Source organism: Candidatus Photobacterium acropomis, assembly GCF_030685555.1.
In the GTDB taxonomy this organism is placed as follows: Bacteria; Pseudomonadota; Gammaproteobacteria; order Enterobacterales; family Vibrionaceae; genus Photobacterium; species Photobacterium lucens.
In genome coordinates, this window is record NZ_CP131608.1 from 23,184 (window position 1) to 42,681 (window position 19,498).

Annotated in this window: 16 protein-coding genes; 6 read left to right on the forward strand and 10 right to left on the reverse strand. The window is 39.8% G+C overall.

What is annotated here, in order from left to right; genetic code table 11:
• Positions 1-119: 119 nt before the first annotated feature.
• The 3 genes from Q7657_RS00105 to Q7657_RS00115 form a co-directional block, all read right to left on the reverse strand.
• Positions 120-773, reverse strand: coding sequence for a helix-turn-helix transcriptional regulator (locus Q7657_RS00105; protein ID WP_053987660.1), 654 nt, complete (start codon positions 771-773; stop codon positions 120-122).
• 487 nt (positions 774-1,260) lie between these two features.
• On the reverse strand, positions 1,261-2,550 hold the full coding sequence (locus Q7657_RS00110; protein ID WP_107166356.1) for an L-cysteine desulfidase family protein: 1,290 nt from the start codon (positions 2,548-2,550) through the stop codon (positions 1,261-1,263).
• Positions 2,551-2,594: 44 nt separating this feature from the next.
• A complete protein-coding gene (locus tag Q7657_RS00115; protein WP_053987662.1) occupies positions 2,595-2,975 on the reverse strand; it encodes a Rid family detoxifying hydrolase in 381 nt (126 codons plus the stop codon).
• A 328-nt stretch (positions 2,976-3,303) separates the two neighbouring features.
• Between Q7657_RS00115 and Q7657_RS00120 the strand changes: the two genes are divergently transcribed.
• From Q7657_RS00120 to torA, 4 genes are all read left to right on the forward strand, one after another.
• On the forward strand, positions 3,304-4,071 hold the full coding sequence (locus Q7657_RS00120) for an AzlC family ABC transporter permease (protein WP_107166357.1): 768 nt from the start codon (positions 3,304-3,306) through the stop codon (positions 4,069-4,071).
• A 14-nt stretch (positions 4,072-4,085) separates the two neighbouring features.
• Positions 4,086-4,466 (forward strand): AzlD domain-containing protein, encoded by a 381-nt coding sequence (locus tag Q7657_RS00125; protein WP_107166358.1) that lies wholly within the window; start codon positions 4,086-4,088, stop codon positions 4,464-4,466.
• A 294-nt stretch (positions 4,467-4,760) separates the two neighbouring features.
• Positions 4,761-5,891 (forward strand): NapC/NirT family cytochrome c, encoded by a 1,131-nt coding sequence (locus Q7657_RS00130; RefSeq protein ID WP_107166359.1) that lies wholly within the window; start codon positions 4,761-4,763, stop codon positions 5,889-5,891.
• On the forward strand, positions 5,891-8,377 hold the full coding sequence (torA, locus tag Q7657_RS00135; protein ID WP_107166360.1) for a trimethylamine-N-oxide reductase TorA: 2,487 nt from the start codon (positions 5,891-5,893) through the stop codon (positions 8,375-8,377). The genes Q7657_RS00130 and torA overlap by 1 nt, the downstream gene beginning before the upstream one ends.
• Before the next feature lie 204 nt (positions 8,378-8,581).
• Here torA and Q7657_RS00140 read toward each other — a convergent pair whose 3' ends face one another.
• Entirely contained in the window at positions 8,582-8,782 is a 201-nt protein-coding gene (locus Q7657_RS00140) for a cold shock domain-containing protein (RefSeq protein WP_008989721.1), read from the reverse strand.
• A 624-nt stretch (positions 8,783-9,406) separates the two neighbouring features.
• On the opposite strand from Q7657_RS00140, the gene pdxY reads away from it, so the two are divergent.
• The gene (gene pdxY, locus Q7657_RS00145; RefSeq protein ID WP_107166361.1) at positions 9,407-10,267 is read left to right on the forward strand and encodes a pyridoxal kinase PdxY; all 861 of its coding nucleotides are present in this window, start codon (positions 9,407-9,409) and stop codon (positions 10,265-10,267) included.
• 78 nt (positions 10,268-10,345) lie between these two features.
• Here pdxY and Q7657_RS00150 read toward each other — a convergent pair whose 3' ends face one another.
• From Q7657_RS00150 to Q7657_RS00175, 6 genes are all read right to left on the reverse strand, one after another.
• Positions 10,346-11,113, reverse strand: coding sequence for an ABC transporter permease (locus tag Q7657_RS00150; protein WP_107166497.1), 768 nt, complete (start codon positions 11,111-11,113; stop codon positions 10,346-10,348).
• A gap of 11 nt (positions 11,114-11,124) precedes the next feature.
• Entirely contained in the window at positions 11,125-11,787 is a 663-nt protein-coding gene (locus tag Q7657_RS00155; protein WP_107166362.1) for an ABC transporter ATP-binding protein, read from the reverse strand.
• A 203-nt stretch (positions 11,788-11,990) separates the two neighbouring features.
• Complete coding sequence (cspE, locus tag Q7657_RS00160; protein ID WP_008989725.1) at positions 11,991-12,200, reverse strand: transcription antiterminator/RNA stability regulator CspE; 210 nt, start codon at positions 12,198-12,200, stop codon at positions 11,991-11,993.
• Positions 12,201-12,642: 442 nt separating this feature from the next.
• Complete coding sequence (locus Q7657_RS00165; RefSeq protein ID WP_107166363.1) at positions 12,643-14,631, reverse strand: bifunctional metallophosphatase/5'-nucleotidase; 1,989 nt, start codon at positions 14,629-14,631, stop codon at positions 12,643-12,645.
• Between the two features lie 191 nt (positions 14,632-14,822).
• The gene (locus Q7657_RS00170) at positions 14,823-16,229 is read right to left on the reverse strand and encodes a cytochrome-c peroxidase (RefSeq protein WP_107166364.1); all 1,407 of its coding nucleotides are present in this window, start codon (positions 16,227-16,229) and stop codon (positions 14,823-14,825) included.
• A gap of 380 nt (positions 16,230-16,609) precedes the next feature.
• The gene (locus tag Q7657_RS00175; RefSeq protein ID WP_107166365.1) at positions 16,610-18,451 is read right to left on the reverse strand and encodes a hybrid-cluster NAD(P)-dependent oxidoreductase; all 1,842 of its coding nucleotides are present in this window, start codon (positions 18,449-18,451) and stop codon (positions 16,610-16,612) included.
• Between the two features lie 274 nt (positions 18,452-18,725).
• Here Q7657_RS00175 and Q7657_RS00180 point away from each other — a divergent pair, with 274 nt between their 5' ends.
• Complete coding sequence (locus tag Q7657_RS00180; protein WP_107166366.1) at positions 18,726-19,298, forward strand: cytochrome b/b6 domain-containing protein; 573 nt, start codon at positions 18,726-18,728, stop codon at positions 19,296-19,298.
• The last annotated feature ends 200 nt before the right edge of the window (positions 19,299-19,498 follow it).

The window sequence follows — 19,498 nt, forward strand, 5'->3', positions numbered from 1 at the left end:
CACTTTAAAATAAGTCAATTACTCAACTTACTTTAAAGTGTTTAAGACTTTATTTTTATTTTGCGTCGTTATTTAGTTCTTATTTTTTTTATTCCCCACAAATATGCGATATACACTTTTTAGGCTTCGTGAGCGCGAATTTCACGTAAATAACGATAAATCGTATGAATCGAAATATCTAAACCTTTAGCCGCAATTTGTGCGCTATCTTTTAAGTCAAATATTCCAAGATCATGCAAACGCGTCACAATTTCACGGCTCTTTTTCGATGGTGGGATCGTTGTATCATTCACGACCTGCTCGCGCACATTCTCAATCGAGCTGTGCATCATTTCATCATTATTTCGAGCAAACGTTTCTGCTGTCACACTATGATCAACATGAGAATACATATTTGGCAGCAAACTCTGCATCATTGATTGAAATGGTGCATCTAAGTTTGAGTTCACACATAACATGCCAATCGCCTGGTGCTGCTTATTGCGAATAATCGTCGTAATTGAACGCAGCGTTTTTCCATCAGGACTTTTGGTAATGTAGGCATCAGAGACATCTTTACCTTCATTTAGCTTTACCAACGCAATATTGGTAATAGGTGCACCCACTTCTCTTCCTGTGATGTGACCATTTGCAATTTTCATTATTGATGGATTTTTTGCATCTAAACAATGTAAGAGAACTTCTGTGTGCTCTCCCCACATAGCGGCAATACCATCAACAATATTCTCCATAGCGTGAAGGATATCGTAATCACTTTCTGTTAATTCATGCACTTTTCACCTCCACTTGGAACGCAGTGCTGCAATATTTGATGCTATACCCAACTGACTATAAGGCGCTTAATCTAGTGAGAATGCCTTGAGTATATTCTACTAAAAGTAACGTTCCTAGAATAACAATGAACGGTTTTATGCAAGGTAAAATACAGTATTTATACAATTAATAAAGCGTAATCGGGACAATTGTATAGATTTGCAACATCCCCAAAAGTTACCGCACATCAAATGTTAATCATAGGTAACGACTATCTAAGATGAAAATACACTCACCAATGCCATTGATATAATCAATCTATGGTTTATCACCAAATCACCTCAAGATACTAGGTTCAGTGAGAATATCTTGGTTTATAGACAAGAAGACGATTTGAAGAGCTAGTGGTGCTAAATCAAAAATTGCCGACAACATATACAAAAAAGCCATTGTTTTACTCTGTCGTATAACAGAATAAAAACAATGGCTTTCTTTAATCTTGGAAAATTATGCTGACATAATTTCAATGATAGTGGCATCGGTATTAGACATACCTTGTTTCACCATTTTACCTACGTTACGAATTGTCTTCTCAACTTCGTCAGCCACAATACCTTGTGATCGTGCTTCATTATTTTCAATTGCCATTAAGAAGCTCATTACCGCAGAGTTTGTTGAGCTTTTCACTTTCATAGCACAGGTTGATTTTGCACCGTCACAGTACATACCCGTGGTATCACTTAAGGTGTTTTGAATAGCAAAACACATTTGCTCAAACGAACCACCTGCTAGATACACCATCCCCATCGCAGCAGCGGAACTGGTTACCGCATTACCACAGAATGGTGATAATGGTGGGTAGAAAGATTTCATGTAAATCGCACCAAGATGGCTCATGATCAAGGCACGTGCTAATTGCTCTTCTGAAGAACCAAAATGCTGTGCAGTTTCTACAACAGGCATGGTGGCTGCAATACCTTGATTGCCACTACCGAAGTTACTCATTGCAGGTAGTGTTGCACCGCCCATACGTGCATCAGATGCTGCAGCCGTTCGCATCACTACTTTATTAATTAAACCTTCACCAAATAAACCATTGGCCATGCTTTTTTGAATGGTACGACCGACTTCCAAGCCATACGCATTCTTTAATCCTTCATCCGATAACGCACTATTTAGATTACGCGCATCGAGAATAAATTTGATCTCGTCAAAATCAACGTTTGTGGCATAGTCATAAATCCCTTTAATCGAGATATCTACGCCTTCACACACTGATGCCGTTGATGCTGGCTTCTTATCTGTATTGAGATCGGAGCTAGCATCAAACACAATCTTGCCATTGTGCGTTTTCTTGATCACTTGAGTATGACCACCGCTAATTTCAACAATAGCGACATCATTACCTGCTTTTGCCGTCACTTCACAGTAAATAAACTCTTCAACATCTTTACGCCCAGCACTCACTTTGCCAGCATCAATCAGTTGTTGTGCTAGTTCTACGTGCTCAGGTTTAATATCAACCAGTACTTCCAAGCCACCATTAGGGTTACCACCCACAGCACCCGCCGCTGACGCAATGGCTAAACCAATACGTCCTGTGCCCGGTACGAATACACCCATTGAATTTTTGAAAAGATTATCAGAGACCTTAACATCTAATTCTTCTGGCATTTGACCCAACAATTCAGCGGCAACAGCTGATGCATAAGCGGCTGAAATTGGCTCAGTACAACCAAACGCAGGTTTAACTACTGCATTAATGATGTTCTTGTATTGCTGCCATTGTGTATTCATGAGTGGTTCCCCTACTAATTTCTTATTATTTATTGCTGTCTTTATTATTTACGGTGTGCAATCGCTTCAATTTCAACCAATGCACCCATAGGAAGATCTTTCACAGCAAAGCAGCTACGTGCAGGACAATCTGTTTTAAAGAACTCTGCATATACCGCATTAAATGCAGCAAAGTCTTCAATATTAGCTAGGTAACAAGTTGTTTTTAACACTGTTTCCATCTCACCACCGCCAGCTTCAATCACTGAGCGAAGATTTTCTAGTGATTGGCGAGACTGAGCGCTAATACCACCTTCAACAATACCGCCTTGCTCTTTACATACAGGCAGCTGACCTGATGTAAAAATTAAATCGCCAAATGCGTTGCCATGTGAATATGGGCCAATGGCATCAGGAGCTGATTGAGAAGTAATTACTTTTGTCATGATTCTTTATCTCGCTATCGAAAATTCAAATTTAGTTTAACCTTGCAAACTCAAAATTTGCAACTATTTTTGCAATTAAAAATAAAATCAATCTTTCCATAAATAGTAAAAAACCGATAACATTATGAAAAACCAGCTATAAAACACAAAACTGGCTGCAATAAAATACAATTATGCTAGCATATGTGAACAAATTAATAGCAAAAATGATTGAATAAAAACACAGGTTAAAATATATTTGCAGAAAATAGCGCAGTACAAAACAGTAACTACTGTGAAAAATGCAACTTTTCTTTCATTTACGACACGACCCATAAAAAGGCGCCGCATGAAGAAACAACTTATCCAAGCCGGTTTAAAAGCTATATTCCCTCTCTGTGTAGGGGCATTTCCTTTCTCGTTTATCGTAGGGGCTATCAGTATCAATGCTGGTATGTCAGTACTACAAAGCACCTTATGGTCGATGACTGTATTTGCAGGCTCGGCACAAATGGTCGCTTTGGGTCTAGTCCAATCATCGACTGAGTTGATTGTGATTGCCTTGACCACTTTCGTGATCAATTTGCGCCATGTGTTGTACAGCGCATCACTATCAGAGTATGTAAAAGAGTACTCAATGCCGACTCGTGCATTGATGGCGTATGGCCTAACGGATGAAGTCTATGCTGCGACGGTTGGTGAAATGAAACAAGAAAAGCCGGGGCGTCATTGGTTCTACCTAGCGGCGATGTTTGGCTTTTGGATAAACTGGGTGGTCGCTGATTTCTTCGGTGCGGTTATTGGCTCATCTTTCCCACACATTGCTGATTATGGTTTAGATTTCGCCATGGTTGCTGCCTTTATTGCTATTGTGATCCCACAAGTAAAAAGCCGTGAATGTATCGTGGCTGCGGTAGTTGCTACCGTCACCGGTATCTTACTTTCAGGTCTTCCTTATTCTTTAGGTTTAGTGGTTGCCGCTATTGTTGGTGTATATGCAGGTTACCGTATGGATTTATCAACTGAGCGTATGGAAGCCGAACTAAAAGAAGAAGTGCGTAAAGAAATCAAACAAGAACAAAACGACTCTCAACTAATTAACGCAATCGCTGAATAATAAGGGGTACTATTATGGATTCTCACGCACATATCGCTTTAAGTAACGAATTTGTAATTTACTTATCTTTAGCAATGGTAGTCGCTACTTTCCTGATCCGTTTCTCTGTTATCGGCATGGCTGGTCGCTTTAATATGTCAGAGCGTTTTAAGAAAACACTACGCTTTGTTCCGGTCACAGTATTACCCGCTATCATTGCTGTAGAAATTCTTGGTAAAGGCTCTAACTTTGCCTTTAACCTTGAAAATCCAAAAGTGCTTGCTGCGATTGTTTGTACGATTGTGAGCCTACGTTTTGGGCTTATATGGGTGGTAATTAGTGGTTTAGTTTCATTGGTAATCTTCCAAAATTATCTAGAACCAATTACTCAGTTCCTAGCGCATTTCATGGCGTAATAAAGTCACCACTTTTATTTCAGTTCAAAAATCTTGAGCTTATTAATAATTTGCTCAGGATTTTTTTCTAAAAAACGGGCCACAACTAGATATCGACAAATAGTTAACAACAAGCAATCTAGTCATATTTAGTCGCTTTTTAAGCAACCCATTCATATAAAGCCAGAAATTATTAAATATTTTGAGCTTATTTATAAAAATATTTATAAAGCGACTTAATTTTCGCTAAGATGCAACTTCTTATATAAAAGTTGCACAGACAACTTAAACAAACAGTTTGCAATGTGAGGTTCAATGAAATTTAAAAAACGTACCGCTGTACTTCTACTCGCCATAGGCGTGGGAGTCGGCTGGCTAACTCTAGCAACAACTCAAACCGTACTTCATAAAACATCAGATACAGAATTTTGTATTTCCTGCCATTCTATGCAAAAACCTTTAGCTGAATATCAAGGAACAATCCACTTTCAAAATGAGCATGGCGTACGTGCAGAATGTGCTGACTGTCATATACCGACAGGAAAAGTTGACTACTTAATTACTAAGATCCGTGCCAGTAAAGATATCTATCATGAATTCATTACGGGCAAGATTGATAGCGATGAAAAATTCGAACAGCACCGTGGTGAAATGGCACAAACAGTTTGGGATCAGATGAAAGAAACAGATTCATCGGCTTGTCGTAGTTGTCATGAATTTACTGCTATGAGTATTTTAGAGCAACGCCCAGCAGCTCAGAAAATGCATACACAAGCGATGTCTGACGGTAGCACATGTATTGATTGCCATAAGGGTATTGCCCATTTACTTCCTGACACATCCGATAAAGCACAAGCAGGTGCTGATGAATTGTCAAAAGCTGCAGCATCTAGCTCACCTTCTGCAACCGTACTATATAGCATTGCTACTCAACCATTCTTTATGACCAAAGATGACGAATACAACCAAGGCAACTTAATGCCAAGTACCAAGGTTGACGTAATTTCTCGTGAAGGCGATCGCGTTCAAGCAACAATATCTGGCTGGCAACAAGATGGCGTAGACTCCGTCATTTATGCTGCGAAAGGTAAACGCATTATTTCTGCGTTACTCAGTGACGATTCTAAAAAAGCCCTAAAAGAAAACGGGACTGAGACAGATCCAGCAACAGGATTGGTATGGCACAAAGTGAGTTTAGATGTTTGGGCTGATAATAAGAGCTTTGTCGATAATGAAGCACCTCTTTGGGCATATTCATCTAATTTGATGAATTCAAATTGTACAGGCTGTCATGGCTTGACCGCACTTGATCACTACAACGCCAACCAATGGATTGGAGTTATTAAAGCAATGGAAACGCGCACCTCTTTAACCAAAGAGCAAAGCCGTATGCTTACTCAATATGTTCAGAAACACGCTAGTGATATGGCTGGGAGCGAAAAATAATGATCAAAGATAACCAAAAAATTAACGAACCAGCATGGAGCCGTCGACGTTTTTTAAAAGGAGCGGCTGCAATTGGTGGTGTTTCTTTAATGTCGACATTGCTACCAAAAACAGCATTGGCAAAAGCAATTGAACAAGCATTACCGCAATTTATTTATACCAAAACAGCGCAGGACGGTATCTTAACATCAGCGCACTGGGGAGCATTTCAAGCAGTCGTTAAAGATGGAAAAATGGTTGATGTAGTTCCTGTTGCTGATGATCCATACCCTAACGAACTGATCAAAATGGCACCACATCAAGTGCATGCTAAAAACCGTATCAAATACCCAATGGTACGAAAAAGCTATCTTGAAGGCGGTCCGGGCGCAGGGAAAGAAAAACGCGGAAATGATGAATGGGTTCGTGTTAGCTGGGATAAAGCTAATCAGCTTGTTGCCAATGAAATCACGCGATTGCAAACACAATACGGCCCATCATCTATTTATGCGGGTTCATATGGCTGGAAAAGTACTGGCATGTTCCACAACAGCCGTACCCTACTCCAGCGTTTAATGAACCTAAATGGTGGTTTCCTTGGTTATGCAGGAGACTACTCAACGGGTGCGGCTCAAATGATCATGCCCCATGTGATGGGCTCAATGGAAGTTTATGAGCAACAAACCACATGGCCTGTAATTATCGAAAGCAGCGAGCTGGTTGTGCTTTGGGGCTTTAATGCCATGGTCACCCTGAAAAACGCATGGAACGTGCCAGATCACGAAGGACAAGTAGGCCTACAAGCCCTAAAAGAAAAAGGGACTCGTGTTATTGCTATCGATCCAGTCAGAAATGAAACCGTCGACTTCATGGATGCTGAATGGATTGCACCTCGCCCTTATACTGATGTGGCGATGATGTTTGGTATTGCTTATACCTTATATACGGAAAACCTGTACGATAAGGAGTTCCTTGAGCATTACACTAAAGGCTTTGATAAATTTGTACCTTACCTGACAGGTGAAAGTGACGGCACGCCAAAAACTGCCGAATGGGCAGCAGAGATCAGTGGTATTGATGCCAAAACGATCAAAATGCTTGCCCATGAATTTGCTAAAAACCGCACTATGTTAATGGCTGGCTGGGGAATGCAGCGTCAACAACATGGTGAGCAGCCACACTGGATGATGGTGACTCTAGCCGCAATGCTTGGTCAAATCGGACTACCTGGCGGTGGTTTTGGCTTTAGTTATCACTACTCTTCAGGTGGTAGCCCAACAGCAAAAGGCGGCATTATTTCTGGTATTAACGCAGGTAAAGCACCAAAAGGTAGTCCTGCCCCAATTCCAGTAGCACGTATTGCTGAAGCGATCTTAGAGCCTGGGAAAACCATTCAATTTAATGGTAAGAGTGTTACTTACCCTGAAATTAAAATGGTATATGTGGCTGGCGGTAACCCTTTCCACCAACACCAAGATACTAATAACTTGCTAAAGGCATGGCAAACATTAGATACCATCGTCGTTAATGAACCGTACTGGACAGCGTCAGCAAAACATGCCGATATTGTGTTACCTACGACTACAAGTTACGAACGTAATGATATCGATATGGGTGGTGATTACTCTCAACGTTATGTATTCCCAATGCATAAAGCGGTAGAACCACAGTTTGAATCAAAAAGCGATTTTGATATTTTCAGTGGTATTGCCGAAAAGCTAGGTGTTAAAGCTGCATTTACTGAAAATAAAACCGAGATGCAGTGGATCAAGGGTATGTACGATGAAATGGCGAAACAAGCACGTGCAAATCGTGTCCCTCTTCCGCCGTTTAGTATGTTCTGGGAAGCCAATGATTACATTACTTTCCCTATTCCTGATGCGAATCAAAAGTGGATACGCCATGCAGACTTCAGAGAGAACCCACTGTTAAACCCACTGGGGACACCATCAGGTCGTATTGAGATTTACTCTGATACAGTAGAAAAAATGGGCTATGCAGACTGTGCCCCCCATGCTAAATGGTATGAGCCAAAAGAGTGGTACAAAGCTGATATTGCGAAGAAATATCCTCTATCATTAAATACTGCGCACCCAACAAACCGATTACACTCACAATTAGACAATACTCCTCTGCGTGATAAATATGCTGTTGCTAACCGCGAAGCAATTTTAATCAATGCTAGCGATGCGAAAGCAAGAGGTATTGCTGATGGCGATTTAGTCCGTGCATTTAACGATCGTGGACAGATCCTTGTTGGTGCAAAAATATCAGATGCTATTCGTCCTGGTGTTATTCGCGTAAGTGAAGGTGCTTGGTATGACTCGGCAACCCCTGGTAAAGAAGGTGGTTTATGTCGAAACGGTTGTATTAACGTTCTAACCTTTGATGTTGGCAGCTCGCAGTTAGCACAAGGTAACTGTGGCCATATGGCTCAACTTGAAATTGAAAAATATCAAGGAAAAGCACCTGAAAATACCGCACATGCGGTGCCACGTGGCGCTTAATTCTTAAACAACTAAAAAGCCCTTGCTAATATATTAACAAGGGCTTTTTAATACAAAATCATATTTTCCAAATTTATTTTATATCGAAAATAGTTTTTCTATCCAATAAAACAAAACAGCCCGACAATAAATAAATTATGTATTAATCAGGCTGAATGTTAACTTTATACTTACAACGAAATATAAATTAATAATTTATCGTTTTTAGATAAAACGAATTTTAACTGCTTTTAGCTTATTGCTTGAATCATCAAGAGAAAATTCAACCATGCTACCAGAAGATGGCTGTGCTTGACCGCATACTTGAGATGCGTCAAAACGAATATCACCACCAAGATCGCTTGTAATTAGACCGATCTTTTCTACTGGGTTAAAGCTACGAATAATACCTGTTTGTGAAGTCATAGTTATATTTCCTTTATGCCCAAACATCGCTTTCAATTAGCATTTTTGTTTGTGGCTATCAATTTGAGTTCGAATAGTTAAACCCGTAAATTAAATATTAATTACGGTAATTATCGTTTTACTCATTGACCTACTACTTCTGAGCTAAAAGTTCACCCTTCTTTTAGCCGAGCATTGCGCCCTTCGTTTGCAACAATAACGAATCACAATGTTAGAAATGAAGTTTTGATTTTAAAAACACTTGAGGTCTGAGTAACAGACGAGACAGACATTAAACACTATTTTTAATTCTGTAAATATTTTTATGACAGAATTTTGTAAAAAACTGTGGATAACCACTGAGAAAGATTTTTAACCATTGTTTTTAAAGAATTTTATTTTAAAAATATTTTCACCAAAAAATTCAATAAACGTTCAAAAAAGCAGCAAAAAACGCTAATAAAACAACTTTCAATTAGGATTGATACAAATTATTTCACGTTATAGACAATAATAGAGAGACATTGTCGGTCACTTTTTAATCTGCATAAATGCAAGGAATAATTACGATATAAAATGATTAGAATTCTGATATAAGCAAGAGTAAAGTATGCTTAAAAGACCTAAGGTTAATAAGGAACCTCAATGAAAGGCATTCTATCTATTCAATCACATGTTGTTTACGGTCATGCTGGAAACAGCTCTGCAGTTTTTCCAATGCAACGTATGGGCTTTGAAGTATGGCCACTACATACCGTACAGTTTTCTAACCACACTCAATATAAAGAAGGCTGGACTGGTAAAGCATTCTCCGGTGATGACATTAGTGAATTAGTTGCTGGTATTGAAGGTATTGACCAATTAAAGAACTGCGAAGCGGTATTAACGGGCTATCAAGGCAGCGCAAGCCAGTGTCTTGCAATTATCGACACCGTGAAAAAAGTAAAACAACACAATCCTAACGCTATTTATATCTGTGATCCTGTGATGGGTGATCCAGAGAAAGGCTGTATTGTTGCTGATGGTATTGCGGAATACCTGATCAACGATGTTATGCCAATTGCTGATGCTATCGTTCCTAACCAATTTGAACTCAGCCAATTTGTTGGCATGGAAATCCATAATCTGAACGATGCCGTTGCCGCTTGTAAAAAAGCACTAACAATGGGTCCTAAAATGGTACTGGTAAAACACCTACACAGTATCTCTGATGAAAAGTTCACGATGATGCTAGCAACAGCTGAAGGTTGTTTCCTAGCACAGCGCCCACACCTAAAATTTGACAAACAACCTGTGGGCGTAGGCGATCTTATTTCATCACTCTTTACTGCTGGTCTATTAAAAGGCTGGGCACCAGAGCAGGCTTTTGAACATGCACATAATGCGTGTTACGCGGTATTAAAAGAGACCTCGCGTCGTGGTGAGTGGGAACTACAAACCATCGCAGCACAAGATGAGATTGTTGCACCTAGCGAAATATTCCCAATCAGTGCAATCAACGAATAAGCCTTGCTCTGATAAAAGAACAAACAAAAAAAGCAGCATCATTGCTGCTTTTTTATTGTCTGTTACTTAAGAAAAGATTTAACGCACTTCTCCATACGCATTAAAGGTTACTCGCCTTACAATACTTAACGTTGTTGCCACTGAAATCACCCCTGAAATAAAGATCGCCACCATGATCACTAACTGGTACTTCACTGCAACTAATGGCGCAGCCCCTCCTAAGATCTGACCTGTCATCATCCCCGGCAAACTAACAATGCCTAAGGTTGTCATCGCTGCCAGCTGTGGTGTTAATGCCGCTTTTACCGCTGTTTGAATAAAAGGCAATGCAGGATCTGGAGCACCAAGAGAGACGTAATACTGGTATTCGTTATGGTTCTCTTTCAGTAAACTCCCCCAACGAGACAAGGCCAGTACATTCGCCATTAAGCTATTGCCTAATAACATACCTGCAATCGGGATCATGTATTGCGCTTGCCACCAAGGTTCAACTTGGATCACCCCCATCAACATCACAGGCAACGCAACAATTAGCGCAGTAAATTGACCGATGATCACCGCAGGTAGCACTCGCTTTACATTCACCTCAGCACGTTTACAAATGGTATAGCTCGCCACTAACGCCATGATAGAAAGCCAAACGATATTGAGCACCACGCTTTGCAAACCAAACAAAGTGTGCAGATAAATACCGACAACGGAAAGCTGCAAGGTCATCCGTAATACGGAATTTATCAAGGTTCGGTTTAATCCGAGTTGCCAACGCTGGAATAAAAATATCGGGATCAACAGCAACAAATAGAAACCTGCCATCGCTACCCACTGAATATCTAAAGTGCTATTCATTGACTCGGACATCACATCCTTTCCTTATCCAAATGCATGGTATGTACCTGAGTTGCCCCTTTAAGCCAAACAGGATCATGCGAAACGGATATACAAATTATCGATAACTCGACAAGCAGTTGAATGATTTTATCTCGCCCAGCAGGATCAAGGGCCGATGTTGGCTCATCCATTAACCACACCTTTCGCTGCATTAATATGCCCCTAGCAATAGCAACACGCTGCTTTTCACCACCAGAAAGGGTATCAATCGGCTTATCTAATAACACCGTAATACCCGCTTGTGATAAAGCAGATAAGCACAAATCATCGCTAGGCAGTGGCAAATATGTTATCGCTTTTAAACGCCAAGGAAGGTGAAGAACATCACGTACGCATTCTCCGCCCATCACGGCTTGTTGTGGAAAGTAACAAATACTTTGCCGCCAAAGGTCCAATGCTTTTACATCAATCAATTGATTGTTAAAAATAACGGAGCCCGACTGAGGCGCCTTAAGCCCAGCAATCACTTGTAGCAAGCTACTCTTACCACAACCAGAGACGCCAGATATCGCAAGATGCTGCCCTTGCTTTATACAAGCAGAAAGCGAAGTATCACTCTGTGCTTCAAAGCCTGAACGCAATTGATTAAAGACTAACGTATCGATTTGATCTTGAGATGATTCTGATTGCATCCATTGCACCCAAAATACTGAAAATAAACATTAAGTGTATTGAAGCAAGATAGCTGACTCAAACAGTTTTCGCACAAAATAAAATGCCGATATACGAGATAATGGAAAGGAAGAAATGACGTGATTAAAGAAAATAGGGAATCGCAGATACAAAAATGCCGACATAATGTCGGCATTTTTTAAACTTTTAACGTAAAAAAGAATTAAGCTTTTTCAACGTTAGCAGCTTGAGGACCTTTTTGACCTTGCTCGATGTCAAAAGAAACTTTTTGACCTTCAGCTAGAGTCTTGAAGCCTTCACCAGTGATAGCACGGAAGTGAACGAATACGTCAGCGCCGCCGTTGTCTTGAGTGATGAAACCGAAACCTTTCTCTTCGTTAAACCACTTAACGATACCAGTTGCTTTAGACATGATAGTCTCCAAAATTTTTTAAATAATTCGCAAAATTGCGTATGTAGCCAGAAAAAGAATTATTTACGTTATAGCTTATGAGTGGAAAGCTTCATGACACTGGTAAAGCGTTACAGCGAAGGTTTTCTAAAACATAATGTTACATATAAATAGGTCTGACTTACAGGCCGGGGTCTATAGTAATGAAATTGAGCCGATTGTATAGCTTTATTTTTCAAATAATTAATATTTTATATTACAAACCAATAAAAGCCTATTTAATCAACAGGTTAATAAATACGTTATATCATTAATATTCTATTAATATATGACTTTGAGCCAAAATTTAGAAAATTAACGATTGTTGAAAAAGACCAATTTTATTTGTAAATGTAAATAAGCGCTCTTTATGGTCATACAAATCATAAAAAGCGCCCAATTTATTTTTTACTGACGATAAAAATTATGACTGAGTACGGTTTAATGTCACCACTTCATAGCCTAATGGCACTAAGTGCTGACGGCTTTGATCGATGTAATCAATCACCGCTTGCGCATCGGTATTGCAACGGGTGTTAGCAGCCTTACAATTCGGTGCTTTACCACCTTGGTAGTTGACCTTGTATTTATCACCAACTTTATCAATATTCTTCACTTTAAAGCCAGTTAACTTACCGTCAACATAAACCACATCAACACGACCTGAATGATCTTTTTGTGCGTAGTAAAGTGGTGTCCAATTGTCATTACCCGTTGCGTTATAGTTATTAATCGCAACATTGTAAGTTTTATTGTCTTGAATTGGCGTCCATACAGGGTGCTTTTCGGTTCCTGTCATCACTTCCACTTTACCTAACTTACCTGCTTTATGCGGTGTCGTTTCAGTGTAGCTATAGCGAATATGACCACCATATGGGAACTTACCGGCGTGAGATCCTTCAGGTAAGGTTGCGGTAACCGCTTCTTGCAATAAATCTTTAATCACAGAACCTTTTACCGGTACCACTGACATAAAGTTAGCAAATGGTAGCAATTCTAGCGATACATTACCTTCACGGTACTCACCAGCTTCAATGTTCGTACGAATACCGCCAGCACCAATCAGCGAAAAGTCCACTTTCATGCCTGTCACTTTCTGTACTTGTGGTTCATTTGCCCAGTAGTACTGTCCTTCAGCGACAATCGGCGCCACATCTGAACCATGTTTATCGGTACCACGATCGCCTGGACGACGCTCATGTTTAATTTCGACCGGAACCTGAGCAATGGTTTTTCCGTAAGCTTTATCAACCGCTGGCTTGTATTTAGTATCAATACGTTGACGTAGTAACGCATCTTCATCAGCAATGGTGATCTTGTCATGATTATCGATGAACTTTTCCACTGTCGCTGTTTCTACAGGGCTAAACATGTCACTTTTTTTACGATCTGCATGATGATAAAACTCATCATTACTTAGTAGCGTATTATGACCCGCACACGTCACTACATCGCCTTTAGCATCAAACTTCACGTTAACGCGACCAATAGCTTGCGCATATTCACCAGCCTGTACCACACAGGTTTCTGTTTGGCCGTTCGGGTTCTTCACCATTTGGGCATAAATACCGTTATTGTTTAAACCTAGATCGGTAAAATCGCCCAGTAATGTGTGGGAGTGACCACCAACAATTAAATCAATACCGTTAACTTTCGAAGCCACATCAAGATCAACGGCATTACCAATGTGAGTCAGTGCGATGATGTTATCAATGCCTTTACTTTGCAGCATATCAACTGTTGCCTGTGCGGTTTTAACCATATCGTTAAACTTCACATCACCGGTATTTGGCGCAATGTTTGGCATGTTATCTAATGCTAGACCAAATACAGCAACAAGGTTTTTATCTTTAGGTAAGTGGTTAATATCTTTAACCAATGTTTTCTGATTGCCATCAAAAGCAAAGATTTGATAAGGATGAAGATTAGTTTGATTTTTTAAATCAGCATCTTGGCTAACATCGACGTTAGCAGCGAGGACAGGAAAATTAACACTACTGATAAAAGCATTAAGTTTTTTATTATTTAAATCAAATTCATGATTACCGAGAGCCATTGCATCTAAGCCCATTTTACTTAGCAGGTCGGCATTCATTGCACCTTGATTCAATTTGAAATAAGCACTGCCTTGCCACGCATCGCCACCATGTAAGAATAATAAACTTTGATTATTTTTTTTCGCTTCAGCTTTATATTCTTTTGCCATGGTTTGTAAGCGAGGATAACCACCAAATTCGTTATAAACTTTAGTACCGTCGGCCTTAAAACTCGATTTAACAGGATCAAAATTAGAATGGGTATCGTTTATATGCGCGACAGTCAGTGAAAAAGGTTGGTGCTGAACACTAGGTGCTGTTGCACAACCAGCGAGAGCGATAGCAACAGATATTGCGATGAGTGGCTTAGTAGACATTCTGAATCCTTACAACTTTGTGATGTAATCGTTTGCGCGAAGAGGATACTCCTTATTTAATTCTATTTCATTATTGACTTTCGATTTTTTATTCTCCTATCAAATCATTCTATTTAATTTATCAATACAATAAAAAACGGCTTCTGCTCTTTAACAATATAGAGACAGAAGCCGTTCTTATTCTTCACTTTTTATTTCAGTAGTTTACCTTGATATTCACCTGTTAGGGTTTTCAAGTAAGCGGTGATCTTATTAATATCGCTTTGACTTAACTTCACACCTACTTGGTATAACGCCATATCATCGACTGCTTGCTCAAGCGTTTTCGCACTTGCATCATGGAAATAAGGAGCAGTTAATGCCACGTTACGTAACGTTGGTACTTTAAAACGGTGCATGTCGTTTTGATCTTTTGTGACGTTAAAACGACCGTTATCAACATCAGTGACGTTACCACGATTACCGAAGTAATCACCTTTTAGGCCCATTACTTCATATGACAAGCCGCCCATAGATTGACCGGTATGACAAGTTTGACACTTATTCGCTTTAAATAACGCATAACCTTCTTGCTCTTCCTGTGTTAAGGCTGTTTTATCGCCTTTTAGGAATTTATCAAAGCGGCTATTTGGCGTTACTAAGGTTTTTTCAAACTCAGCAATCGCATTAGTAATGCTGTACTCACTGATACCCTGCTTAGGATAAAGCGCATCAAACTGTGCTTTTAATGCAGAATCTTTATCTAACTTGTCGATAATATGCTGCCAAGACCCAGCCCCCATCTCTTTAGGATTCATTGGTGGACCACCCGCTTGCTCTTGCAGATCTTTCGCTCGACCATCCCAGAACTGGTGAATATTAAACACCGCATTAAATACTGTTGGTGCGTTAATTGGACCTTTCGCACCATTAATACCCGTTGATGTATCTAAATGATCAACACCACCTTTGGTTAAACTATGACAGGTTGAACACGCCACTGTGTTATTGCCTGATAAACGCTTATCGTGGTAGAGCTCTTCACCTAATTTAACTTTAGCGTCATTGACTTTGAAAGTCGTTGAAATAGGCTGCACCGCATCATATTTAAATTCTGGTACAACTTCAGAGTCAGCATAATATTTACTGCGTTCTTGCTTAACCCAATTTAGCAATATATCTGTTTCTTGCTGCGATAAATCCGAACGCCAGTGCATTAGTAAATATTGTTTAGGTGGCATTGCGCCATCGTTCAATACTGACTCTAATTTCGCTAATTCAACTTCAGAAATAGGTTTATTTTGTTGAACCTGCTCCATTAACGCTGAAATATTAAATTGGCGAAGTGCCTGTTTAACATCATGCTCCATCAGCTGTTTCGCCACTGGCATATTAGCGTAAAACGGCATTTCACTATTTGTGGTGTGACAGTACTGACAGCCTTTTTGGTTAAAAATCTTAAAAGCTTGCTGAGAAAGAGGATCTGCTTTAACCAAATTAGCTTGAGAAAGATATTGTTGATGAAGGGTTTTATCGCCCTGATCAACAGCATATACCGTGGCTAAATAACCAACGACACCTGCACCGATTGCGCATGCAATCAACGATGATTTTTTCATAAATAGACCTAAGAGAAATATTTACAAAGAAAAATAGTCGCTCCTAATTAATATATCCAAACGGAAAAAGTGGATATTGTCATAGACTAATCCGATAAAACATTTTTAAAACAATATTTATTGTAGATTTCTCTTTAATATCATAATAATAAAGTAATTTGTTAATAAAAAATTAAAAACACACCAAATATTAACCTCTTGTTTTATTGTTTTAGATCAATAAATGAAATTGTTTATATTCTACGCTTTTTTATTCTTTTTAATCTAACAGGTTAAATATTACATAATTTATAAATATAACCATCAATAACAATATATTAGCGTTATCAATAAAAAAGGCCATGTGAACTACCACATGGCCTTATATCTCATCTCTGTCGTTATTTTATAATGGTTAAATCATTTTTAGGTACACAACAACACGCTAATACTTTTCCTTGCTCACGGTCTTGTTGTGACAACGCAGGTACATCGGGTTGTTCAACGTCCCCTGACACAAGCGTTACTTTACAGGCACCGCAAAAACCTGCTCGGCAACTGTAATCCATTGTAATGCCCACATTCTCTGCTTGCTCTAACAAGGTTGCTTGGTTATTACCTTGAAATACTTGCCCATCAATCGACAATTCCACTGCTTTCTTTTCTTGCTGAGCATGACGCACAGGACCAAACGCTTCTTGATGATAACGTGATGCCGACATACCCATATTGAGTAATAATGTCTTTGCTGAATCCATAAAGGCATCCGGACCACACACAAAGACCTGACGCTTATCTAGATCGCTGATCATGGCTAAATGCCCAATGCTCAATCGTCCTGATTCGCCTTGCCAATCACGTTTAGGCTGACTGAGTACAATGCGTAAGTCTAACGATGGGTGTTTTTCCTCTAGCGCATATAACTCTTCTAAGCATGGAATATCTGCTTCGGTACGGCATTGGTGGTAAAACACCACATCACGCACACGGTCGTTGTCTGATAAATAACGGAGCATTGAGAGCATTGGCGTGACACCACTACCGGCTGATAACAACAGCAGTTTGTCGGTATGCACGCCGAGGTAAAAATCACCACTTGGCGAATCCGCCACCAGCGTATCACCAACTTGAAAATGCTCATGCAACCAGTTAGACACCCGTCCATCATCAACACGTTTTACTGAAATCCCATAACGCCCAGGACGTGACGGGCTAGAAGATAAGGTATAACGACGAGAAATATATTCGCCATTGACTTCTAATTGAATCGGTAGGTGTTGCCCCGGCAAATAAGTCGGTAACGCTTGGTTTTCTTGATGCGATTCAAGCCAGAACGTAGTGAAATCTTGTGCTATATCTTCACGCTCAACACAAGTTAGTTGTAGCTTCACATCGCTGTTATCGATATAAATCTCTTTCGGCTTGGTCTCTAACACTTCAATTTCATCACCCACTGTGATGATCCCTTCATTAAGGGCGACAAGATTTTGTCCGAAATAAACATTACCCGATGCATCAGCACGAAATTTTGCCATTGTTACTAATGGCTCTTTCGCTTGATTAAACGAGGCAGTTTGAGGATCGACAGTCGTTAGAATACAGCGAGCACAAGGTTTTACTGCTTCAAATTCAACCTCACCAATACGGATGCGCTTCCAACCATCTTCGGCAAAAGCTTCCGTATTGCTAACCACTAAGTTGGTTCTAAACTGATCCATGGTGTGATGTTCACTACTTCGCTCATTAAGCGCCTGTAGCGAGGCTTCACTGATCACTAATAATGGATAACCATCAGCGAAACTGACATTCTGTTGGATTTTAGGACGTACACGGTTGGATTGCTCACCAGTAAATAACAACTGTACCGACTCACCGATAATATCACTAAACCATGCATTGGCTTGCTCTGTGGTGGTATAAGCGATAAATGTATCTGCCCACACCGTTGAGGATGCATCCTGCATTAAAAAATCTTTATATTTCAATGATAGATGTGATTTATCACCGTAACTTAATACTAAACCGTCTGCGAGTAATGCCGCTTTCACTTTCACCATCTGCGGATATTTGCGTGCAGTAACCATATCGCCGGAAGGCTTGGCAACCATAAATCGGCGATCGAATGCCATACCTTGCTTTTCAACCCATGCTTGAGATTGACTAACACCAGCGATAGATTTAACTGGAAAAACATTCAATTGGGATAATTTAGGTGTTCCTGATGAGCTCACAACATTCTCCATTATATTTGTTTTAGCTGCACCAGTTTAACTTATGATTAACAGGTATGAAGAACAAATAACGCATTTACTACATTAATATTTTTAAACACTAAAAATGCATATTTAAATTACGTGATTTTATCATTCTGAAATCTGTCTATTTTTTTCTCGTGTGCTAAATTCCGCTTATATACCCTATGAGCCTAAAATTGCAGGCTTTAACATAAGTTACCTCTAGGTCACTGCGGTATTTCTTAACTCACTGTTTTTGGCACTTGATTACTAAGGATTTACTATGCCACTTCTTCATTCATTTTGGCGCTACATCAAACATTACTTCCCAAACACTGGTTTACGCCATATTCATACTTCACTTGCTACCTTAGTAATCCTGCAAATCTTAAACAGTAACTTTATGCACATGACCCACACGGGTGAGATCAAAGGTGGCCCACTCTCTACCTTTTTCTTATGGGTACATATTGTTTTAGGTGTGCTAACCGTTGTGGTGACATTGGCTATGATCGGCTACATGTTAACTAAACAATCATTTCGCCAATTCTTCCCTTACCTATTTGGTGACAACGCAATTTTGCTTGATGATTTAAAACAGCTACGTTACGGCAAATTACCAGAGCCTCGAGAAAAAGGCTTAGGTAACATTATTCAAGGTTTAGGTATTGGTGCGTTGATCTTAATTGAAGCCGCTGCATTAGTATGGCTTGTACTATGGTTAAGCCACTCACCTTATGCCAACGATGTGCGAGAAATCCATAAATCGCTAACAGGTTTGATTGAAGTGTATTTGATTGGCCATGGTGGTATGGCACTACTTCACTTCTTTATTGAACGTAAGAAATTCGCTTAATTTTAAATACCCGTATATACCCAAGCGACTTCAAGATGACTGATTCAGAGCGAAGTCACTGAGTTGAATTCAAGGAAGGCAACGAAGCGGAATAGCGAGCTCTTTCCAGGTTGTCTGACGTAAGAAGTCGGCTCAGTGACACGCGACCAAAGGGCGAGCGTCCTTAGCTCTCAGACTTTGTTAACGATTCTCAATGTAGA